16 protein-coding genes and 1 pseudogene are annotated in these 14,684 nt (G+C 41.9%); 15 read left to right on the top strand and 2 right to left on the bottom strand.

The features are described 5' to 3' along the window. The 6 genes and pseudogenes from G343_RS0112330 to G343_RS0112300 form a co-directional block, all read left to right on the top strand. The coding region (locus tag G343_RS0112330; RefSeq protein ID WP_020008461.1) for a transposase at positions 1-282 on the top strand (282 nt) is incomplete at its 5' end. A gap of 473 nt (positions 283-755) precedes the next feature. Next, a pseudogene (locus G343_RS14685) lies at positions 756-2,612 on the top strand (DNA topoisomerase III); the annotation flags it as partial. A 100-nt stretch (positions 2,613-2,712) separates the two neighbouring features. Beyond that, the gene (locus tag G343_RS0112320) at positions 2,713-3,270 is read left to right on the top strand and encodes an alpha/beta hydrolase (protein ID WP_020008459.1); all 558 of its coding nucleotides are present in this window, start codon (positions 2,713-2,715) and stop codon (positions 3,268-3,270) included. A gap of 244 nt (positions 3,271-3,514) precedes the next feature. Further along, a complete protein-coding gene (locus G343_RS0112310; RefSeq protein WP_020008457.1) occupies positions 3,515-3,856 on the top strand; it encodes a TIGR04104 family putative zinc finger protein in 342 nt (113 codons plus the stop codon). A gap of 86 nt (positions 3,857-3,942) precedes the next feature. Beyond that, positions 3,943-4,365, top strand: coding sequence for a cytidine deaminase family protein (locus G343_RS0112305; protein WP_083931399.1), 423 nt, complete (start codon positions 3,943-3,945; stop codon positions 4,363-4,365). Positions 4,366-4,438: 73 nt separating this feature from the next. Continuing rightward, complete coding sequence (locus G343_RS0112300; RefSeq protein WP_020008455.1) at positions 4,439-4,780, top strand: carboxymuconolactone decarboxylase family protein; 342 nt, start codon at positions 4,439-4,441, stop codon at positions 4,778-4,780. Between the two features lie 219 nt (positions 4,781-4,999). On the opposite strand, the gene G343_RS15900 is transcribed toward G343_RS0112300, so the two are convergent. Continuing rightward, positions 5,000-5,311 carry a flavodoxin family protein gene (locus G343_RS15900; RefSeq protein ID WP_342662123.1) on the bottom strand — a complete coding sequence of 104 codons (312 nt, stop codon included), beginning with the start codon at positions 5,309-5,311 and terminating at the stop codon, positions 5,000-5,002. 559 nt (positions 5,312-5,870) lie between these two features. Here G343_RS15900 and G343_RS0112285 point away from each other — a divergent pair. From G343_RS0112285 to recO, 6 genes are read left to right on the top strand one after another with little or no spacing between them, the layout of a single operon-like run. Next, complete coding sequence (locus G343_RS0112285) at positions 5,871-6,815, top strand: PhoH family protein (protein WP_020008453.1); 945 nt, start codon at positions 5,871-5,873, stop codon at positions 6,813-6,815. A gap of 7 nt (positions 6,816-6,822) precedes the next feature. Next, a complete protein-coding gene (gene ybeY, locus G343_RS0112280) occupies positions 6,823-7,287 on the top strand; it encodes an rRNA maturation RNase YbeY (RefSeq protein WP_020008452.1) in 465 nt (154 codons plus the stop codon). Positions 7,288-7,291: 4 nt separating this feature from the next. Then, on the top strand, positions 7,292-7,642 hold the full coding sequence (locus G343_RS0112275) for a diacylglycerol kinase family protein (RefSeq protein WP_020008451.1): 351 nt from the start codon (positions 7,292-7,294) through the stop codon (positions 7,640-7,642). Between the two features lie 19 nt (positions 7,643-7,661). Further along, the gene (gene cdd, locus G343_RS0112270; RefSeq protein WP_020008450.1) at positions 7,662-8,069 is read left to right on the top strand and encodes a cytidine deaminase; all 408 of its coding nucleotides are present in this window, start codon (positions 7,662-7,664) and stop codon (positions 8,067-8,069) included. Next, positions 8,070-8,975, top strand: a complete 906-nt coding sequence (era, locus tag G343_RS0112265; protein WP_020008449.1) for a GTPase Era — start codon at positions 8,070-8,072, stop codon at positions 8,973-8,975. Positions 8,976-8,981: 6 nt separating this feature from the next. Then, positions 8,982-9,734 (top strand): DNA repair protein RecO, encoded by a 753-nt coding sequence (recO, locus tag G343_RS0112260; protein WP_020008448.1) that lies wholly within the window; start codon positions 8,982-8,984, stop codon positions 9,732-9,734. A gap of 40 nt (positions 9,735-9,774) precedes the next feature. On the opposite strand, the gene G343_RS0112255 is transcribed toward recO, so the two are convergent. Then, on the bottom strand, positions 9,775-11,151 hold the full coding sequence (locus G343_RS0112255; protein ID WP_020008447.1) for a glycine--tRNA ligase: 1,377 nt from the start codon (positions 11,149-11,151) through the stop codon (positions 9,775-9,777). 301 nt (positions 11,152-11,452) lie between these two features. Between G343_RS0112255 and ccpN the strand changes: the two genes are divergently transcribed. From ccpN to dnaG, 3 genes are read left to right on the top strand one after another with little or no spacing between them, the layout of a single operon-like run. Then, positions 11,453-12,070, top strand: a complete 618-nt coding sequence (ccpN, locus tag G343_RS0112250) for a transcriptional regulator CcpN (protein ID WP_020008446.1) — start codon at positions 11,453-11,455, stop codon at positions 12,068-12,070. 12 nt (positions 12,071-12,082) lie between these two features. Then, the gene (locus G343_RS0112245; RefSeq protein ID WP_020008445.1) at positions 12,083-12,907 is read left to right on the top strand and encodes a pyruvate, water dikinase regulatory protein; all 825 of its coding nucleotides are present in this window, start codon (positions 12,083-12,085) and stop codon (positions 12,905-12,907) included. Positions 12,908-12,913: 6 nt separating this feature from the next. After that, the gene (dnaG, locus tag G343_RS0112240) at positions 12,914-14,662 is read left to right on the top strand and encodes a DNA primase (RefSeq protein WP_020008444.1); all 1,749 of its coding nucleotides are present in this window, start codon (positions 12,914-12,916) and stop codon (positions 14,660-14,662) included. Positions 14,663-14,684 lie beyond the last annotated feature (22 nt).

Raw genomic sequence — 14,684 nt, 5'->3', positions numbered from 1 at the left:
TTCCGGATGGACAAGATGGACAGCCATACCTTCCGGATCAATGCAGCGAAAATGATGGTCAGCCTGTTGGCCTACAATCTGACGAACTGGCTGCGGATCCTCTGTTTTCCAGACGGACAAAAGAGTATGCAGATTGAGACCATTCGAATCCGCATCATCAAGGTGGCCAGTAAACTGGTAAAATCCGCGCGGTCGCTTCAATTTAAGTTAGCCAGCAGTTTTGTATACAAGGATTTTTTCAACCAGGTCCTCCAGCGGATTCAAACACTGAAACTGGAGTGAATGAGACGAACATCCATTTTTCAAACAATGATTTTAAACCAAGGGTGTAGTCTGTCCAAAAACAGATCAGATTTAGATATTCATACTGAAACGCCGTTCAAAATAAGACAATGACTTTGATTTTGCCCAGTCAATAGAGAAAATTTCAGAAAGCATATGATTTTGACTCAAACGATGATTCAACTCGGAAGTATGAATAATTCAGGATTAAATATATTTCTATTATAGACTTAAAATGTTATTTTGTTTATGTATTATAGCCTAATAAAGACTTATTTATTATTGAAATAATGTACAATATTTTAGAATCATCATTTATTAGATATTCATTTAAGGTTAATTTTGATTTTTAGATTAATGTGCAATATATCTTAGAATTTTTTATCCAGATTATATTGATATTAAAGCATTTAAAGTACCAGTTGGGTTAGTTTTTATGTACACTTTAATTATGTACATTTTTATATAGATAAGCCGGCCGTGAAGGTGAGCTGGTAGCAAGATGGATCATCGATAAAGCAAGGGCCAAAAAACCGATTGAAAGACTCTGGATATCCTCTGTAACGGATAAAGCAATCAAAGAAGGTTTCAATCGATTGCAGCCAGGCAAAAATTATGAAAACCTGTACCGCGCAGCGGCAGCACGGTCGGAAGCTGATTGGTATATCGGATTAAACGCGTCACGTGCGCTGACGACCAAGTTCAATGCCCAGCTGAACTGCGGGCGTGTACAGACACCGACACTTGCCATCATTGCTTCGATGGAAGAAGAAATAAAGAATTTTAACGCCCAAACCTTCTATGGCATAGAAGCGAAAGGGAAAGATATCAGTTTTACGTGGATGGACGATAAAGGGAACAACAGAAGTTTTGATAAAGAAAAGACAGATGCGATCCTCCAAAAAGTTTCCGGTAATGATGCGACGATAACATCCGTTGATAAGAAGCCAAAAAAATCATTTGCGCCCGGCCTGTATGATTTAACAGAGTTGCAGAGAGAGGCTAATAAGCAGTTTGGCATGTCGGCCAAAGAAACACTGAATACGATGCAGTCCCTTTATGAACGTCACAAAGCAGTGACTTATCCGCGTACAGATTCAAGATATCTCTCACAAGATATCATTCCAACGATACCGGAACGGCTGAAAGCCTGCGGCATCGGTGAATACAGGGCCATCACAGCTAAAATACTCAGAAATAAAATAAAGACAAATCATTCATTTGTCGATGATAAAAAAGTCAGCGACCACCATGCAATCATACCGACGGAAAATCATGTGCATCCTTCGGACTTCAATGAAAGGGAAAGACGTATTTATGATATGATCATCAAAAGGTTCCTCGCAGTCTTTCTTCCCCCGTATGAATACGAACAAATGACAGTCAGGGCACTGATTAATGCGGAACATTTTATCGCCAGGGGAAAAACTGTAATCAGCGCAGGTTGGAGAGCAGTGTATTCAAACAATTTTGATGATGAAGCGGTTGATCAAACGCTCCCTCAGTTAAAAGAAAACTCACAGATCAGCATTCACAGCATCAACCAGACCGACGGCCAGACAAAACCGCCCAGCCGTTTCACAGAAGCTTCATTGCTGTCTGCCATGGAAAACCCGGCAAAATATGTGGAAGTCCAGGATAAAAAACTGAAAGAGACCCTTTCTTCAACAGGTGGTCTCGGGACCGTAGCGACAAGAGCGGATATTATCGATAAGCTCTTCAATTCATTTATGGTGGAGAAAGAGGGACAGCAAATTAAAATCACATCAAAAGGGAAACAGCTGCTTGACCTTGTCCCCGATGAATTAAAGTCCCCGGCCACTACGGCAATCTGGGAACAAAAGCTCGAAAATATAGAAAAGGGAAAACTCAAAAAAGAAATTTTCATCAATGAGATGAAAGATCATACAAGAAATATCACCACGCAGATTAAAAATAGTGATAAGAAATATAAACATGATAATATTTCCGGTAAATCATGTCCGGATTGCGGGAAACCGATGCTTGAAGTGAACGGCAAGAAAGGGAAAATGCTCGTCTGTCAGGACAGGGAATGCGGTCACAGGAAAAACATTGCAAAGATAACAAATGCCAGATGCCCTAAATGTAAAAAGAAAATGACGCTCAGCGGGGAAGGCAGCGGCCGGATCTTCACATGTGTATGCGGCTACAAAGAAAAGATGTCTGCGTTTGAAGAAAGAAAGAAAAAAGAAGATAAAGGTAAGGCAGATAAACGCACCGTCAATAAGTATATCAAAGAACAGGATAAAGAAGAGCCAATCAACGATACTCTGGCTGAACAATTAAAAGCTTTGAAACTCGATGAATGATCTTGAATTGCCGATCCCTCATCTCAGGTGAGAGTTTGTTTATTTAAACAATAGTATGTAATAATAGAGTGTATAAAATACTCACCATGGGGATGGTTAAATGGAAAATCAGAAAATTTTATTTTTACACAGTGCGGGTCCACAAACTGAAAATGAAGGCAGTACAGGTCTGCTGAATTATTTAAAAGAGTATCTCCCGGAATATTATAAGATCATTGCACCGCAATTGCCCAACCCGAAGGATCCTTCATATGAAGCATGGAAAGATGAAATTTCTTTGAATCTTCAAAATCAGGGCGATCTTATCATTATCGGGCATTCTCTGGGCGGGTCTTTTTTATTGAAATACCTGTCAGAAGAGCAGATCCACACCTCATTAAAGGCAATATATATAATCAGTGCGCCCTTCTGGGGCCTGGATGAAGAGTGGCAGAACAGTGATTATGTACTCACTGAGGATTTCGGCAGCCGGCTGCCTGAGACGGGCCACAAGGCAATATACCACAGCGATATGGATAATATTGTTCCTTTGACGCATTTCAGAGCGTACAGCGACGCTGTAAAATTCAATGAATCCCATATTGTAATGGATGAATCCCATACATTTGAACGGGGGCTGCCCGAACTGGTTGGAAGTATTAAGCATTTAAATGACTGACCATGAATCAGGAGGAAATGCAAATGAATATTCTTTTTATGATCATATTCATAATATTAATGGTCCCGATATTAATCACCGCATTCATCTATTTGCTTGGCAATAAAAAACAATTCAATAAGTATATATTCTACATTTGGCTTATCGCTATATTGATTGCAGGCGTATATGTGTTATACTATTTCACATCCCTTTTTTGGCGATCATAGCAAAGTGAAAACTTATGGTTTGAGGAGAGAAAACTTTGGTAAAATGTACAAATTGCGAAAATAGATGGCCGCTCAGGGCCATTATTAAAAGATATTCAACTTTAGAAGCCGGGATGAACTGTCCGCATTGCGGCGAAGTGCAGTATCTGTCCAGAGAATATCGCAAACGAAGTCTGCTTGCGACACTGCTGATCCCGCTGCTGATTTTAATCCCTGCATTCATCAACGTGTCATTCATTGCAACCGCATTTATCTTTGTCCTTGCTTTTATGGCAATTGTCAGCATTCATCTGTTTACCATGGAACTTGCAGGTGGAGAAGAAGCAGGCTGGGGACAGGAATCATATGGGGAAAGCCGGGCCTATTTCGGGCAATAAAAATACAGTGATCCTCGGGGGTTGTCCCTGAGTTATAATAATGAACCAAACCGCCATTGCTGGTGGTTTTTTATGTGGGTAAAATAATGAAACCACTTTATAAAGAGGTGTCGATTTTGGGATTTGATGAACTATACAATGCAGCACGATCCAAACTTAATACAACCAGGACTACACGCAACGGTAAAATGGGGCATGTTGCTGCAGCTCTGTTAACTGATAAGGGCAATGTTTATACCGGTGTAGCGTTGGATCTTCCTTCATCCATCGGTTTTTGCGCCGAGCATAATGCTATTTCCACGATGGTGACCCAAGGAGAATATCGCGTTGATAAAATTATTGCAGTATATGAAAGTGGTAATGTCCTCCCGCCTTGCGGCAGATGCCGCGAGCTGATCAGTCAGGTCGGGGATTCAAACTACAATTGTGAAATCGGCCTGCCCGACAGACGGGTCGCAAAATTGAAAGATCTTCTTCCGGAAAGATGGGATGCGAGATATTTGCAGTAATCATTTGAATTCACATCCGTCACGATTCATTGATATAGTATGATTATAATCAATAAGGAAAGGGCGGATTAATATGGTTAACTTCAAAGAGATAAATACAGTGGCTCAAGGCAATACGAAAAGGCTCCAAAAAACGCTCCCGGATACGATGAAAAACTTCAAAGAATTGCAGGATTCAGCTTATGCAGCAGGCGCTCTGGATGAAAAAACCAAGGAAATAGCAGCATTGTCTTATGCCATTGCAGATAAGTGTGAAGGCTGCATTGGCAATCATGTTAACAAGCTGATCAAACTGGGTGCGACACGGGAAGAGATTGCTGAAATCGCAGGCGTGGCCATCGTCATGGGTGGCGGCCCCGGCAGTGTATACGGCGGCAAAGCCGTGCAGGCGTATGATGATTCAGCAGAAGAATAATATGATCATAACCGGGTTCCATATCATCTACCTGATATGGAACCCGGTCCCTCTATATAATCATTGTTCATTCGAGCTTGTTTCCTTTTGCCGGAATGGGATTTTCCTTTAAAATTTTCGCCATATGCATCAGATTATAACTCAGCATATCAGTGTGCTTTTTTGTAAATTCATTATCCTGGCCGGCCTCAATGTATGATGGGCCGGGACCGGCTTCGCCTACCCAATATGCATTGGTGTTTGGCGGAATTGTAAAACCAAGGTTTGCCATATGCGATTGGATGGATCCCCCGCTTTTTTAGCACCGTCCTCATTACCTGTAACAATGGTACCGAAAACTTTATTATAGTATACGGATTGTCCGTTTGAGGCCGTCTCACCACTTTGTGCATAGATTCTTTCCATAACCAATGTGGCCAGGCTGCTCATATGACCATTCCATATCGGTGTGCCCATCACGATGATGTCAGCTTCCAAAATTTTTTTAAAGATTTCAGGCCATTGATCACCGCTGCCCATATCCGCATCCATTCCAACCTTGCTCAATTCTTAAAATTTCAGTTTCTAAATTTTCATTTTGTAATTTAACCAGTGAGTTCTGCATCAATGCCTCGGTGTTTGAAGCTTCACCACCATGCTTGAGTGATGTGTTTAAATATAGCGCTTTTAGTTTTACTTGTATATTCTCTCCTTAAATAATGATTTATAATACAGGTTCCCCCGGTCATATCTTTTAAACTGTATTTCATGGGTAAAGATAATTCAGGGAGGTGAATATATGGGGAACATCAGCACAGATAATGGGGTACAGGTCAATTAATGTCACAGAAATTAATATACGAAGCCTCATCACCCACGGTAAGGATGCTGCTATAGAATGCGTTTTCACCTTTGACGTCAGAGAATCAATGGATCTTGGGATTTTCATTACATTTAAAAGTGCAGGGAAGAATATCATCACTCGGATGAATATCTATAAAAAACCCATGAACAGCACATGTAGTGTGTTTAAACTGTAGCAATTCATTGCAGTCACTGTATCTAAGTGGTAAATTTATATTGAAAGAGACTATGAAGAAGGGGTTTGCGAATGCCTAATATTATTAGTATTGACAACCTTGAAGAGGCCCAGGCACTGATCGGTGCCAATGACCAGCATCTTACTTATCTGGAAGAGGAGTTCAACGTAACGATCCACACACTGGGTAATGAAATTACTGTCAGTGGTGACGATGATGAAAATGTTGAACTTGCAGAAGATGTGCTGATCAATCTGCTCAGAATTATACAGCGGGGCATGAAGGTCAACCTGCGTGATGTCCAGTCCGCTGCCATGATGGCACGCAAAGGTACGATTGAATATCTCGCGGATCTATACAATGAGGAAATTGCCAAAGATATCAAAGGCAAAGGTATCCAGGCCAAGACGACGGGACAGCGGCTTTATATTGAGAATATCAGGAAGAATGACCTGACTTTCGGCATCGGCCCTGCCGGGACAGGCAAGACATTCCTGGCTGTTGTATTGGCGTGTCAGATGCTCAGGGAAAACGATGTTAAACGGATTGTGCTGACCCGGCCTGCAGTCGAAGCCGGAGAAAATTTAGGCTTCCTTCCCGGTGACCTGAAGGAAAAAGTAGATCCATATCTGCGTCCCCTTTATGACGGTCTCCACACAGTATTGGGTGTGGAACAGACGGACCGCCTGATTGAACGCGGTGTAGTGGAAGTGGCGCCGCTGGCCTATATGCGGGGGCGTACACTTAATGAAGCGTTTGTCATTCTTGATGAAGCCCAGAATACAACTGAAATGCAGATGAAAATGTTTTTGACACGTCTCGGATTCGGTTCCAAAATGGTCGTCACTGGTGATGAGACACAGATCGATCTGCCGGGAAACACAAAGAGCGGCCTGGTTGAATCTGTTAAAATCCTTTCGAGTGTCAGAGGGGTTGCGGTAAACAAAATGGACGAATCTGATGTCGTCCGTCATCCCCTTGTTACAAGAATTATAAAAGCATACGAACAGGAGTGACAATTATATGCTGACTGTTGATTTCATAGACGAAGAAAATCGAACAGAGCGCCTGCAGCAGCAAGATATCGATCAACTTCTCAATTTTGCATATGATTACCTGAAACAGGACGACGATGCGGAACTCAGTATTTCTTTTGTAAATGAAGAAGAAATTCAAAATTTAAACAGTTATTACCGTAATAAGGATAAGGTGACTGATGTCATCAGCTTTGCCCTGGAAGATGATGTGGATAATCTGGTTCATGGAGAAGCATTTCGCACCCTGGGGGATGTCGTCATCTGCACTGATGCAGCTAAAGAACAATCAGAAGATTACGGTCACAGTTACAGACGTGAGTTGCTGTTTTTGAGCCTGCATGGTTTTTTACATCTGCTTGGCTATGATCATATAAAAACCGATGAGGAAAAAGAGATGATGCGGCTCCAGGACGATATATTAGAGGCATACGGCGTATCCAGAGAGGTTTAACATTATGACAGGTAGATTGTTGAGGCGATTCAAATTTGCCTTTATGGGTTTGAAGACAATGCTTAAAAAAGATATGCATGTCCTCGCTCACATGATATCCACAGTCCTGGTAGTATTGCTTGGGCTGTTTTTTAGCCTTGAAAAAGTGGAATGGCTGTTTTTAACCAGTGCAATTTTTGCTGTTTTGGTCACTGAGGTGATGAATACCGGTGTCGAATTTACTGTGGACCTGGTGACAGAGCATTATCATGAATATGCAAGAGCAGCTAAGGACGTCAGTGCAGCAGCAGTATTCCTTGCGTGTCTCTATGCAGTAATCATTGGGTTAGTCATTTTTATACCCTATATACTATAAAATGAATGGGATGGATATTATGAATGATGGGATTTTTCAGCAAGAATGGCTGAAGGAAGTTCAAACAGCACAAGCGAGCGCATACACGCCGTATTCCAAGTTCAATGTCGGCGCGCTGTTAGTAACGAAAGATGATAAGTATATCTATGGTGCCAATATTGAGAATGCGGCATACTCTGCAACGATTTGTGCTGAACGCAGTGCGCTTGTCAGTGCCTATTCAAATAATATTACACAGTTCAAAGCGATTGTCATTGTGACAGATGCAGAAAAACCAGCAAGCCCTTGTGGTGTATGCAGACAGGTCATGAAAGAATTGTGTGAAGATAATATGCCGGTCTATCTGACAAACAGATCAGGAGATGTCATCAAACGTACGGTGGATGATCTTCTTCCGCTCGGCTTTTCCGGAAAGGATATGGATTAAATGAACGAAAAGGAATTTAAATCAGGATTTATCAGCATTATCGGCAGACCCAATGTCGGCAAATCAACATTCATGAATAAGGTGCTGGGTCAGAAAGTGGCAATTATGTCTGATAAACCTCAGACTACAAGAAATAAGATACAGGGCGTGCACACAACTGAAGACTCTCAAATGATCTTCATTGATACACCGGGTATTCATAAGCCGAAGCACCAGCTCGGAGAACATATGATGAAAGTCGCACGCGATACACTCCGTGAAACTGAAGCCATTCTGTTTCTGATCAATGTCTCTGAAGAACTCGGACGCGGGGATCAGTTCATCATTGACATGCTGCAGAACACAACAACACCCGTGATTCTTGTATTGAACAAAATCGACCTTGTACATCCGGATAAATTGCTCGAACAGATTGAAACTTATAAAGATAAATTCGATTTTAGCGACATCGTCCCCATTTCAGCGTTGCAGGGGAACAATGTTGACAAGCTGCTGGAAGTGATAGAAAGTTATCTGCCCCAAGGTCCGATGTATTATCCTGAAGACAGGATTACGGACCATCCCGAACATTTTATCGTGAGTGAACTGATCAGGGAAAAAGCCCTGCATTTGACCAGCCAGGAAATACCACACGCCATCGGTGTCGAAGTAGATAAAATGCTCGCTGATGATCGTGATATGGTCCATGTGAACGCGACGATTTATGTTGAACGCGATTCTCAGAAGGGCATGGTCATTGGCAAAAATGGTAAAATGCTGAAAGACATCGGCAGCCTGGCAAGGGGAGATATTGAAAGTCTGTTAGGCAGCAAGGTATTCCTGGAACTCTGGGTGAAAGTTCAAAAGGACTGGAGAAACAAATCCCAGTTTATGCGATCACTTGGATACAAGGATGAGGAGTATTAGAATCCGATGATATATCAGCAAAAAGGGGTGATGATCCGGCAGACGAACTATAGTGAGTCGAGCCGGATCATCACTGTATTGACCGAAGAAGGATCACAGATCGCACTCATGGCCAGAGGTTTTAATAAGACACAGAGTCCGTTCATCGTTTTGAAGCAGGGGATCAAGGAAGTGCTTTTCACATACAGCCGTTTTAAAGGCATGGGAACTTTAAACGAGGTGGATGTTGTACAGCCATTCATAAAACTGAACAGTAATTTTGATCTTTACAGCCATGCTGCCTACGCAGTCGAATTTATTATGAAGGCGCTGGATGAAGCACATTCTCAGGAAAGTTTTTACCGGCTTCTGATCAAATCTTTGGAATTGATCGAGTCGGGCAGCCAGCCATCCGGCGCAGTTGCATTTTGTGCGATAAAAATGCTGCCATACTACGGTGCGGGAATGAATGTCACTGAGTGCGGTATATGCGGTTCGCGTGATTACCGAAACTTTACTCATTATTCATTCAAATATCACAGTGTGGTATGCGATCAGTGTCTGAATGATGAAACTGGCTACCGTTCCGTTCCGATCGGCAGCCGTGTGATTTATCTTTCCAATTATATGAAACATGTTCCAGTCAACAAAGTGGAATCCATTCATATATCTGAAGACAACGCAAAAAAACTGTTGAAATTTGTTGAACTCATCTACGATGAATATACTGGTGTGTATTTCAAATCAAGAAAACTGGTCCATGCCGGCGAAGACACATAAAAAGAACAGAGCATTTCACTCTGTTCTCATCAGCAAAGTATTAATAGACCATTTTTTCTCTAAGGAAGCTGTTCACTTCTTCAATAGCTACACGGCTTTGTTCCATCGTATCACGGTCGCGGATTGTCACTTTACCATCCTCAAGTGAATCAAAGTCGAATGTAATACAGTACGGCGTACCGATTTCATCCTGTCTTCTGTAACGCTTGCCGATGGATTGGGATTCATCAAATTCGACGTTGAAATCCCCGGCGATTTTTTCATATACTTTTATCGCATCGCCACTCAGCTTTTTCGACAATGGGAGTACTGCCGCTTTAAAAGGTGCAAGCTGTGAATGAAGATGGAGCACCTTGCGTGATTCCCCATTTTCAAGTGTTTCTTCTCTGAAGGCATCACACAGGAATGCGAGCGTCATCCGGTCGAGGCCAAGCGCGGGTTCGATACAGTAAGGGACATACCTTTCGCCTGTTTCCTGATCATGATACGTGAAGTCCTCACCGGAAAGTTCCATATGCTGACGAAGATCGAAATCTGTGCGGCTGGCTATCCCCCAAAGTTCTCCCCAGCCGAACGGAAATTTATATTCTATATCTGTGGTTGCATTGGAATAATGACTGAGTTCATCTTCATCGTGGTCCCGCAGTCTTCTGTTTTCCTTTTTCAGGTTCAAGTCATCCAGCCACTTCTGGCAAAATTCCTTCCAGTAATTCTGCCATTCAATTTCAGTGCCTGGCTTACAGAAAAACTCAAGTTCCATCTGATCAAATTCACGTGTTCTGAAGGTGAAATTACCCGGTGTGATTTCATTACGGAATGATTTACCGACCTGGCCGATACCGAACGGCAGCTTTTTACGCATTGTCCGCTGAGCGTTCTTGTAGTTGACAAAAATGCCCTGCGCAGTTTCCGGGCGCAAAAAGAGTTCGTTCGTTGAAGATTCGGTTACGCCCTGGAACGTTTTGAACATCAGATTGAACTGGCGGATTTCAGTGTAGTCATGAGCTCCGCAGACCGGGCATCGGATATCCCTGTCGCTGATAATCCTGCTCATTTCATCGAAGCTCAGACCGTCCGCGACAAATGTTTCATCCTCTTTCTGAATCACATTTTCGATAAGCTTATCCGCCCGATGACGCGATTTACATTCCTTACAGTCAATCATCGGGTCGTTGAAGTTACCCAGGTGGCCGGAAGCCTCCCATGTCTTAGGATTCATCAGAATGGCGGAATCAAGGCCTACATTGTACGGCGATTCCTGTATGAATTTTTTCCACCAGGCGTTCTTTACATTATTCTTAAGTTCCACACCAAGAGGGCCATAATCCCATGTATTGGCCAGACCGCCGTAGATTTCACTGCCTGGGAATACAAAACCTCTCGTTTTTGCTAAATTTACAATCGTATCCATTTCCATCAAGATCGACTCCTTTAAAATTTGGCTTTAGGATGGTGATTCAAATACAAAAATCCCCGGACAACAGAAAATTTGTTATCCGGGGACGAGCAAAGCCCGCGGTTCCACCCCAATTAGTGTCAACACTCCGCTTTTATATTTATAATTTCAGTCAGTTTTACGCCATATTTACTGTTAAGCTCACACCATCCTTAACTCGCTTAGTCACTATTATATATCGAGTTTAATAGTTCTGCAATCTTTTGCTCATATTTCTTTATCCTCTTATATGTATTATAATTAATTTGTTGGGAGTGATGGCATGGAACTGAACGATAGACAGGAAAAAATACTCAAAATTGTAAAACAGCACGGCCCGATCACCGGCAGGAAGATTGCAGAACAGCTGTCATTGACAAGAGCCACACTGCGTCCTGATTTAGCTATACTGACAATGTCGGGCTATCTCGATGCAAGACCGCGTGTGGGCTATTTTTATACAGGAAAAGAAACTGAAGAAGTGATGAGTTCCAAGATAAGAAACATCATAGTCAGCGATGTACAGAGTGTACCCATACTGATCAAGAAGGAAACTTCCATATATGAAGCCATCGTTACAATGTTTTTGGAAGATGTCGGTACATTATATGCCATTGATGAAAGCAACGGACTGGCAGGTGTCATATCCAGGAAAGATCTCTTGAGAGGCACCATGGGCAATAATGATATTGAAAAGACACCGGTCAGTGTCATCATGACCCGCAAGCCGGGCATAACAATTTGTTATCCGAATGACCTGCTGATATATGCTGCAAACCAGCTCATTGAAAAACAGATCGATTCGCTTCCTGTTATAGAGGAACAGGAGGGGGTTGAAGTCGTTATCGGTAGAATCACTAAAACAAATATCGCACGCGTATTTGTGAATCTTATGGAATAAGGATGTGTTTGAATGTCTCATTTGAAAGTAATCATTGCTTCAGATTCAGTCGGGGAGACGGGAGAACTTGTTGCTAAAGCATGCCTTTCACAATTCAACATTGACGAATCCGGTGAAGTTCTCATCAGATATCCATATATTGAAACAGAAGAACATGTTGATGATGTGGTGGATCTTGCCAAAAGTAAAAGCGCTATCGTAGTATTTACGATTATTACCCCCGAACTCCGCAAATATATATACGAGGAATTGCAAGCGGAAGAAATACCTTCAGTGGATATCATGGGACCGCTGATGAATGTTCTCAAAGGCAGAACAGCAGAACAGCCATATTATGAACCGGGCCGTGTGCATAAATTGGATGAAGATTATTTCAAGAAGATAGAGGCAATTGAATTCGCCGTAAAATACGACGACGGTAAGGACGCCGGCGGATTGGATAAGGCAGATATTGTGCTGATCGGTGTTTCCAGGACTTCAAAGACGCCTTTGTCACAGTTTCTAGCACTAAAGAAATACAAGGTGATGAATGTGCCGCTTGTACCGGAAGTGGTGCCGCCGAAAGAACTGTTCCATGTCGATAAGAAAAAATGTATCGGATTGAAAATTAACCCTGAAACTCTGAACAAAATTAGAAAAGAACGTCTGCAGCAGCTTGGCTTAAAAGATACAGCCAGCTATGCCAACGATAAAAGGATACAGGAAGAACTTGAGCATTTTAATGCAACAATCGATAGGATTGGCTGTCCGGTGATCGACGTTTCGGAAAAAGCGATTGAAGAAACAGCCAACGAAATCATGAAGCATGTAGATGGCCGGGTGGACATTAAAGGATGATGAAATTTGAAAATTTCCAATGACACAGTTGAAACTGTGAAAAATGGCACCGATATTATCGATCTGGTGTCCAGTTATATAAAGCTTGAAAAGAGGGGACGGAATTATGTCGGTCTCTGTCCTTTTCACGATGAAAAAACGCCTTCTTTTACAGTCAGTGCTGATAAACAGATCTGTCACTGTTTTGGCTGTAAAAAAGGGGGCAACGTCTTTCAGTTTTATATGGAAATGGAAAATAAGACTTTTACCGAATCCGTCAGGGATTTAGGGAAACCTCTCGGAATGGAGATCGCCAGGGAAGAATCCAATATGGATGATACCCACATGCAGATGATTCGCCTGCATGAATATTTAACCGATCTGTTTCATCACATTCTGATGCACACAAACGAAGGTCAGGAGGCACTGGATTATTTAACAGAACGCGGATTTTCAGCCGATATTCTACGCAAAGAGAAAATCGGCCTGGCCCCGGATATGCGCGATTTCACGAAAAATGCGGTTTTGGATAAAGGGTATTCAATGGAACTGGCTTATCAGGCAGGTCTGGTCTCCAGGAATGAAGATCATTTCTCCTATTATGACCGTTTCAATGGAAGAATCATGATCCCTATACAAAATCATCAGGGCTACACCGTGGGCTATACAGCGAGAAGTTTAGACGGTCAGGAGCCTAAATATTTAAATACACCTGAAACGCCGATCTTCCAAAAACGGCAGTTGCTCTATAATTTAAGTGATGCCAGAAAAGATATACGTAAAAACGATGAAGTAATATTGATGGAAGGGCACCTGGATATTGTAAAAGTAAAGATGACCGATATCTCCAATATCATCGGTTTGATGGGAACAGCACTCAGCGATGAAAATGTAAGTACTTTAAACCGGCTCGCTTCAAATATTACATTGATGTTTGATGGAGACGAAGCAGGCCAGAGCGCGCAGATGAATTTAGGGGGACAATTGCTCGCGTCCGGTCTCAATGTGTATGTTATTACAGTACCCAAGGGTATGGATCCTGATGAATATATAGAGAAAAATGGTAAGGAGGCATTTGAAACACTGGTTAAAAATGAAAAAAAACATTTTATTCATTTTAAAGCAGACTTTCTGCTTGAGGAAAGTCTGAATAACGATATGGCTTTTACCAGCAATATGAACACACTTGCTGAACATTTAAGATATGTAAATGATGCAATGATAAAAGAAAAACTGATCCAGCACATCAGCAGCAGATACAAAGTAGATAAAAGATCCCTTGAAGATAAAGTGCCTGTATCAAACCATCAGCAGGCGCCTTTAAGCACTCAGAGCACTGTAAGGCAGCTGCCGCTGAGGCCGCGAAAAGAACGCTATTTTTTGTGTGCACTGATGAAAGACAAAGATTTGTTTAAAGTTTTTCAGCATAATATTAATGAAGAAGTATTAACCACACCTGAATATTATGTTATATTTAAAGGGTTGTGCACATATTTTGACAATTATACCGATTTTGATATATCATCGTTTAGCCAATACATTGATGGAGAACTATTCAGCGTTGCGCTTGAAATGGACAGTATCCTGGTAAATGAGGATATAACAAAGGAAGAGATCAATGATTATCTCGAGGACCTAAGTGGTATTAGATATAATGAGAAAGAAAAACAATCTCTTTATATTCAGCTTCAGGAAGCAGAAAATAACAATGATATAGAACTCCAGGCAAGATTGGTGCAACAGTTGAATGAATTAAACAGTGAGTATAAAAGGTGAGTGCAAAGTCTTATTAGGAGGG

This window comes from Salinicoccus albus DSM 19776, from assembly GCF_000385175.1.
Lineage (GTDB): Bacteria > Bacillota > Bacilli > Staphylococcales > Salinicoccaceae > Salinicoccus > Salinicoccus albus.
Note: the sequence above shows the minus strand (reverse complement) of the source record. Positions and strands in the feature narration are given on the sequence as shown.

What these genes read in the sequence shown, in the direction of transcription:
- cdd (WP_020008450.1), top strand. Translation starts at nt 7,662, where the DNA reads ATGAATGATGGGATTTTTCAGCAAGAATGGCTGAAGGAAGTTCAAACA.
- G343_RS0112255 (WP_020008447.1), bottom strand. Translation starts at nt 11,151, where the DNA reads ATGGAAATGGATACGATTGTAAATTTAGCAAAAACGAGAGGTTTTGTA.
- era (WP_020008449.1), top strand. Translation starts at nt 8,070, where the DNA reads ATGAACGAAAAGGAATTTAAATCAGGATTTATCAGCATTATCGGCAGA.
- ybeY (WP_020008452.1), top strand. Translation starts at nt 6,823, where the DNA reads ATGCTGACTGTTGATTTCATAGACGAAGAAAATCGAACAGAGCGCCTG.
- G343_RS0112245 (WP_020008445.1), top strand. Translation starts at nt 12,083, where the DNA reads ATGTCTCATTTGAAAGTAATCATTGCTTCAGATTCAGTCGGGGAGACG.
- G343_RS0112305 (WP_083931399.1), top strand. Translation starts at nt 3,943, where the DNA reads ATGAAACCACTTTATAAAGAGGTGTCGATTTTGGGATTTGATGAACTA.
- G343_RS0112285 (WP_020008453.1), top strand. Translation starts at nt 5,871, where the DNA reads ATGCCTAATATTATTAGTATTGACAACCTTGAAGAGGCCCAGGCACTG.
- recO (WP_020008448.1), top strand. Translation starts at nt 8,982, where the DNA reads ATGATATATCAGCAAAAAGGGGTGATGATCCGGCAGACGAACTATAGT.
- G343_RS0112300 (WP_020008455.1), top strand. Translation starts at nt 4,439, where the DNA reads ATGGTTAACTTCAAAGAGATAAATACAGTGGCTCAAGGCAATACGAAA.
- ccpN (WP_020008446.1), top strand. Translation starts at nt 11,453, where the DNA reads ATGGAACTGAACGATAGACAGGAAAAAATACTCAAAATTGTAAAACAG.
- G343_RS0112320 (WP_020008459.1), top strand. Translation starts at nt 2,713, where the DNA reads ATGGAAAATCAGAAAATTTTATTTTTACACAGTGCGGGTCCACAAACT.
- G343_RS0112275 (WP_020008451.1), top strand. Translation starts at nt 7,292, where the DNA reads ATGACAGGTAGATTGTTGAGGCGATTCAAATTTGCCTTTATGGGTTTG.
- G343_RS15900 (WP_342662123.1), bottom strand. Translation starts at nt 5,311, where the DNA reads ATGGATGCGGATATGGGCAGCGGTGATCAATGGCCTGAAATCTTTAAA.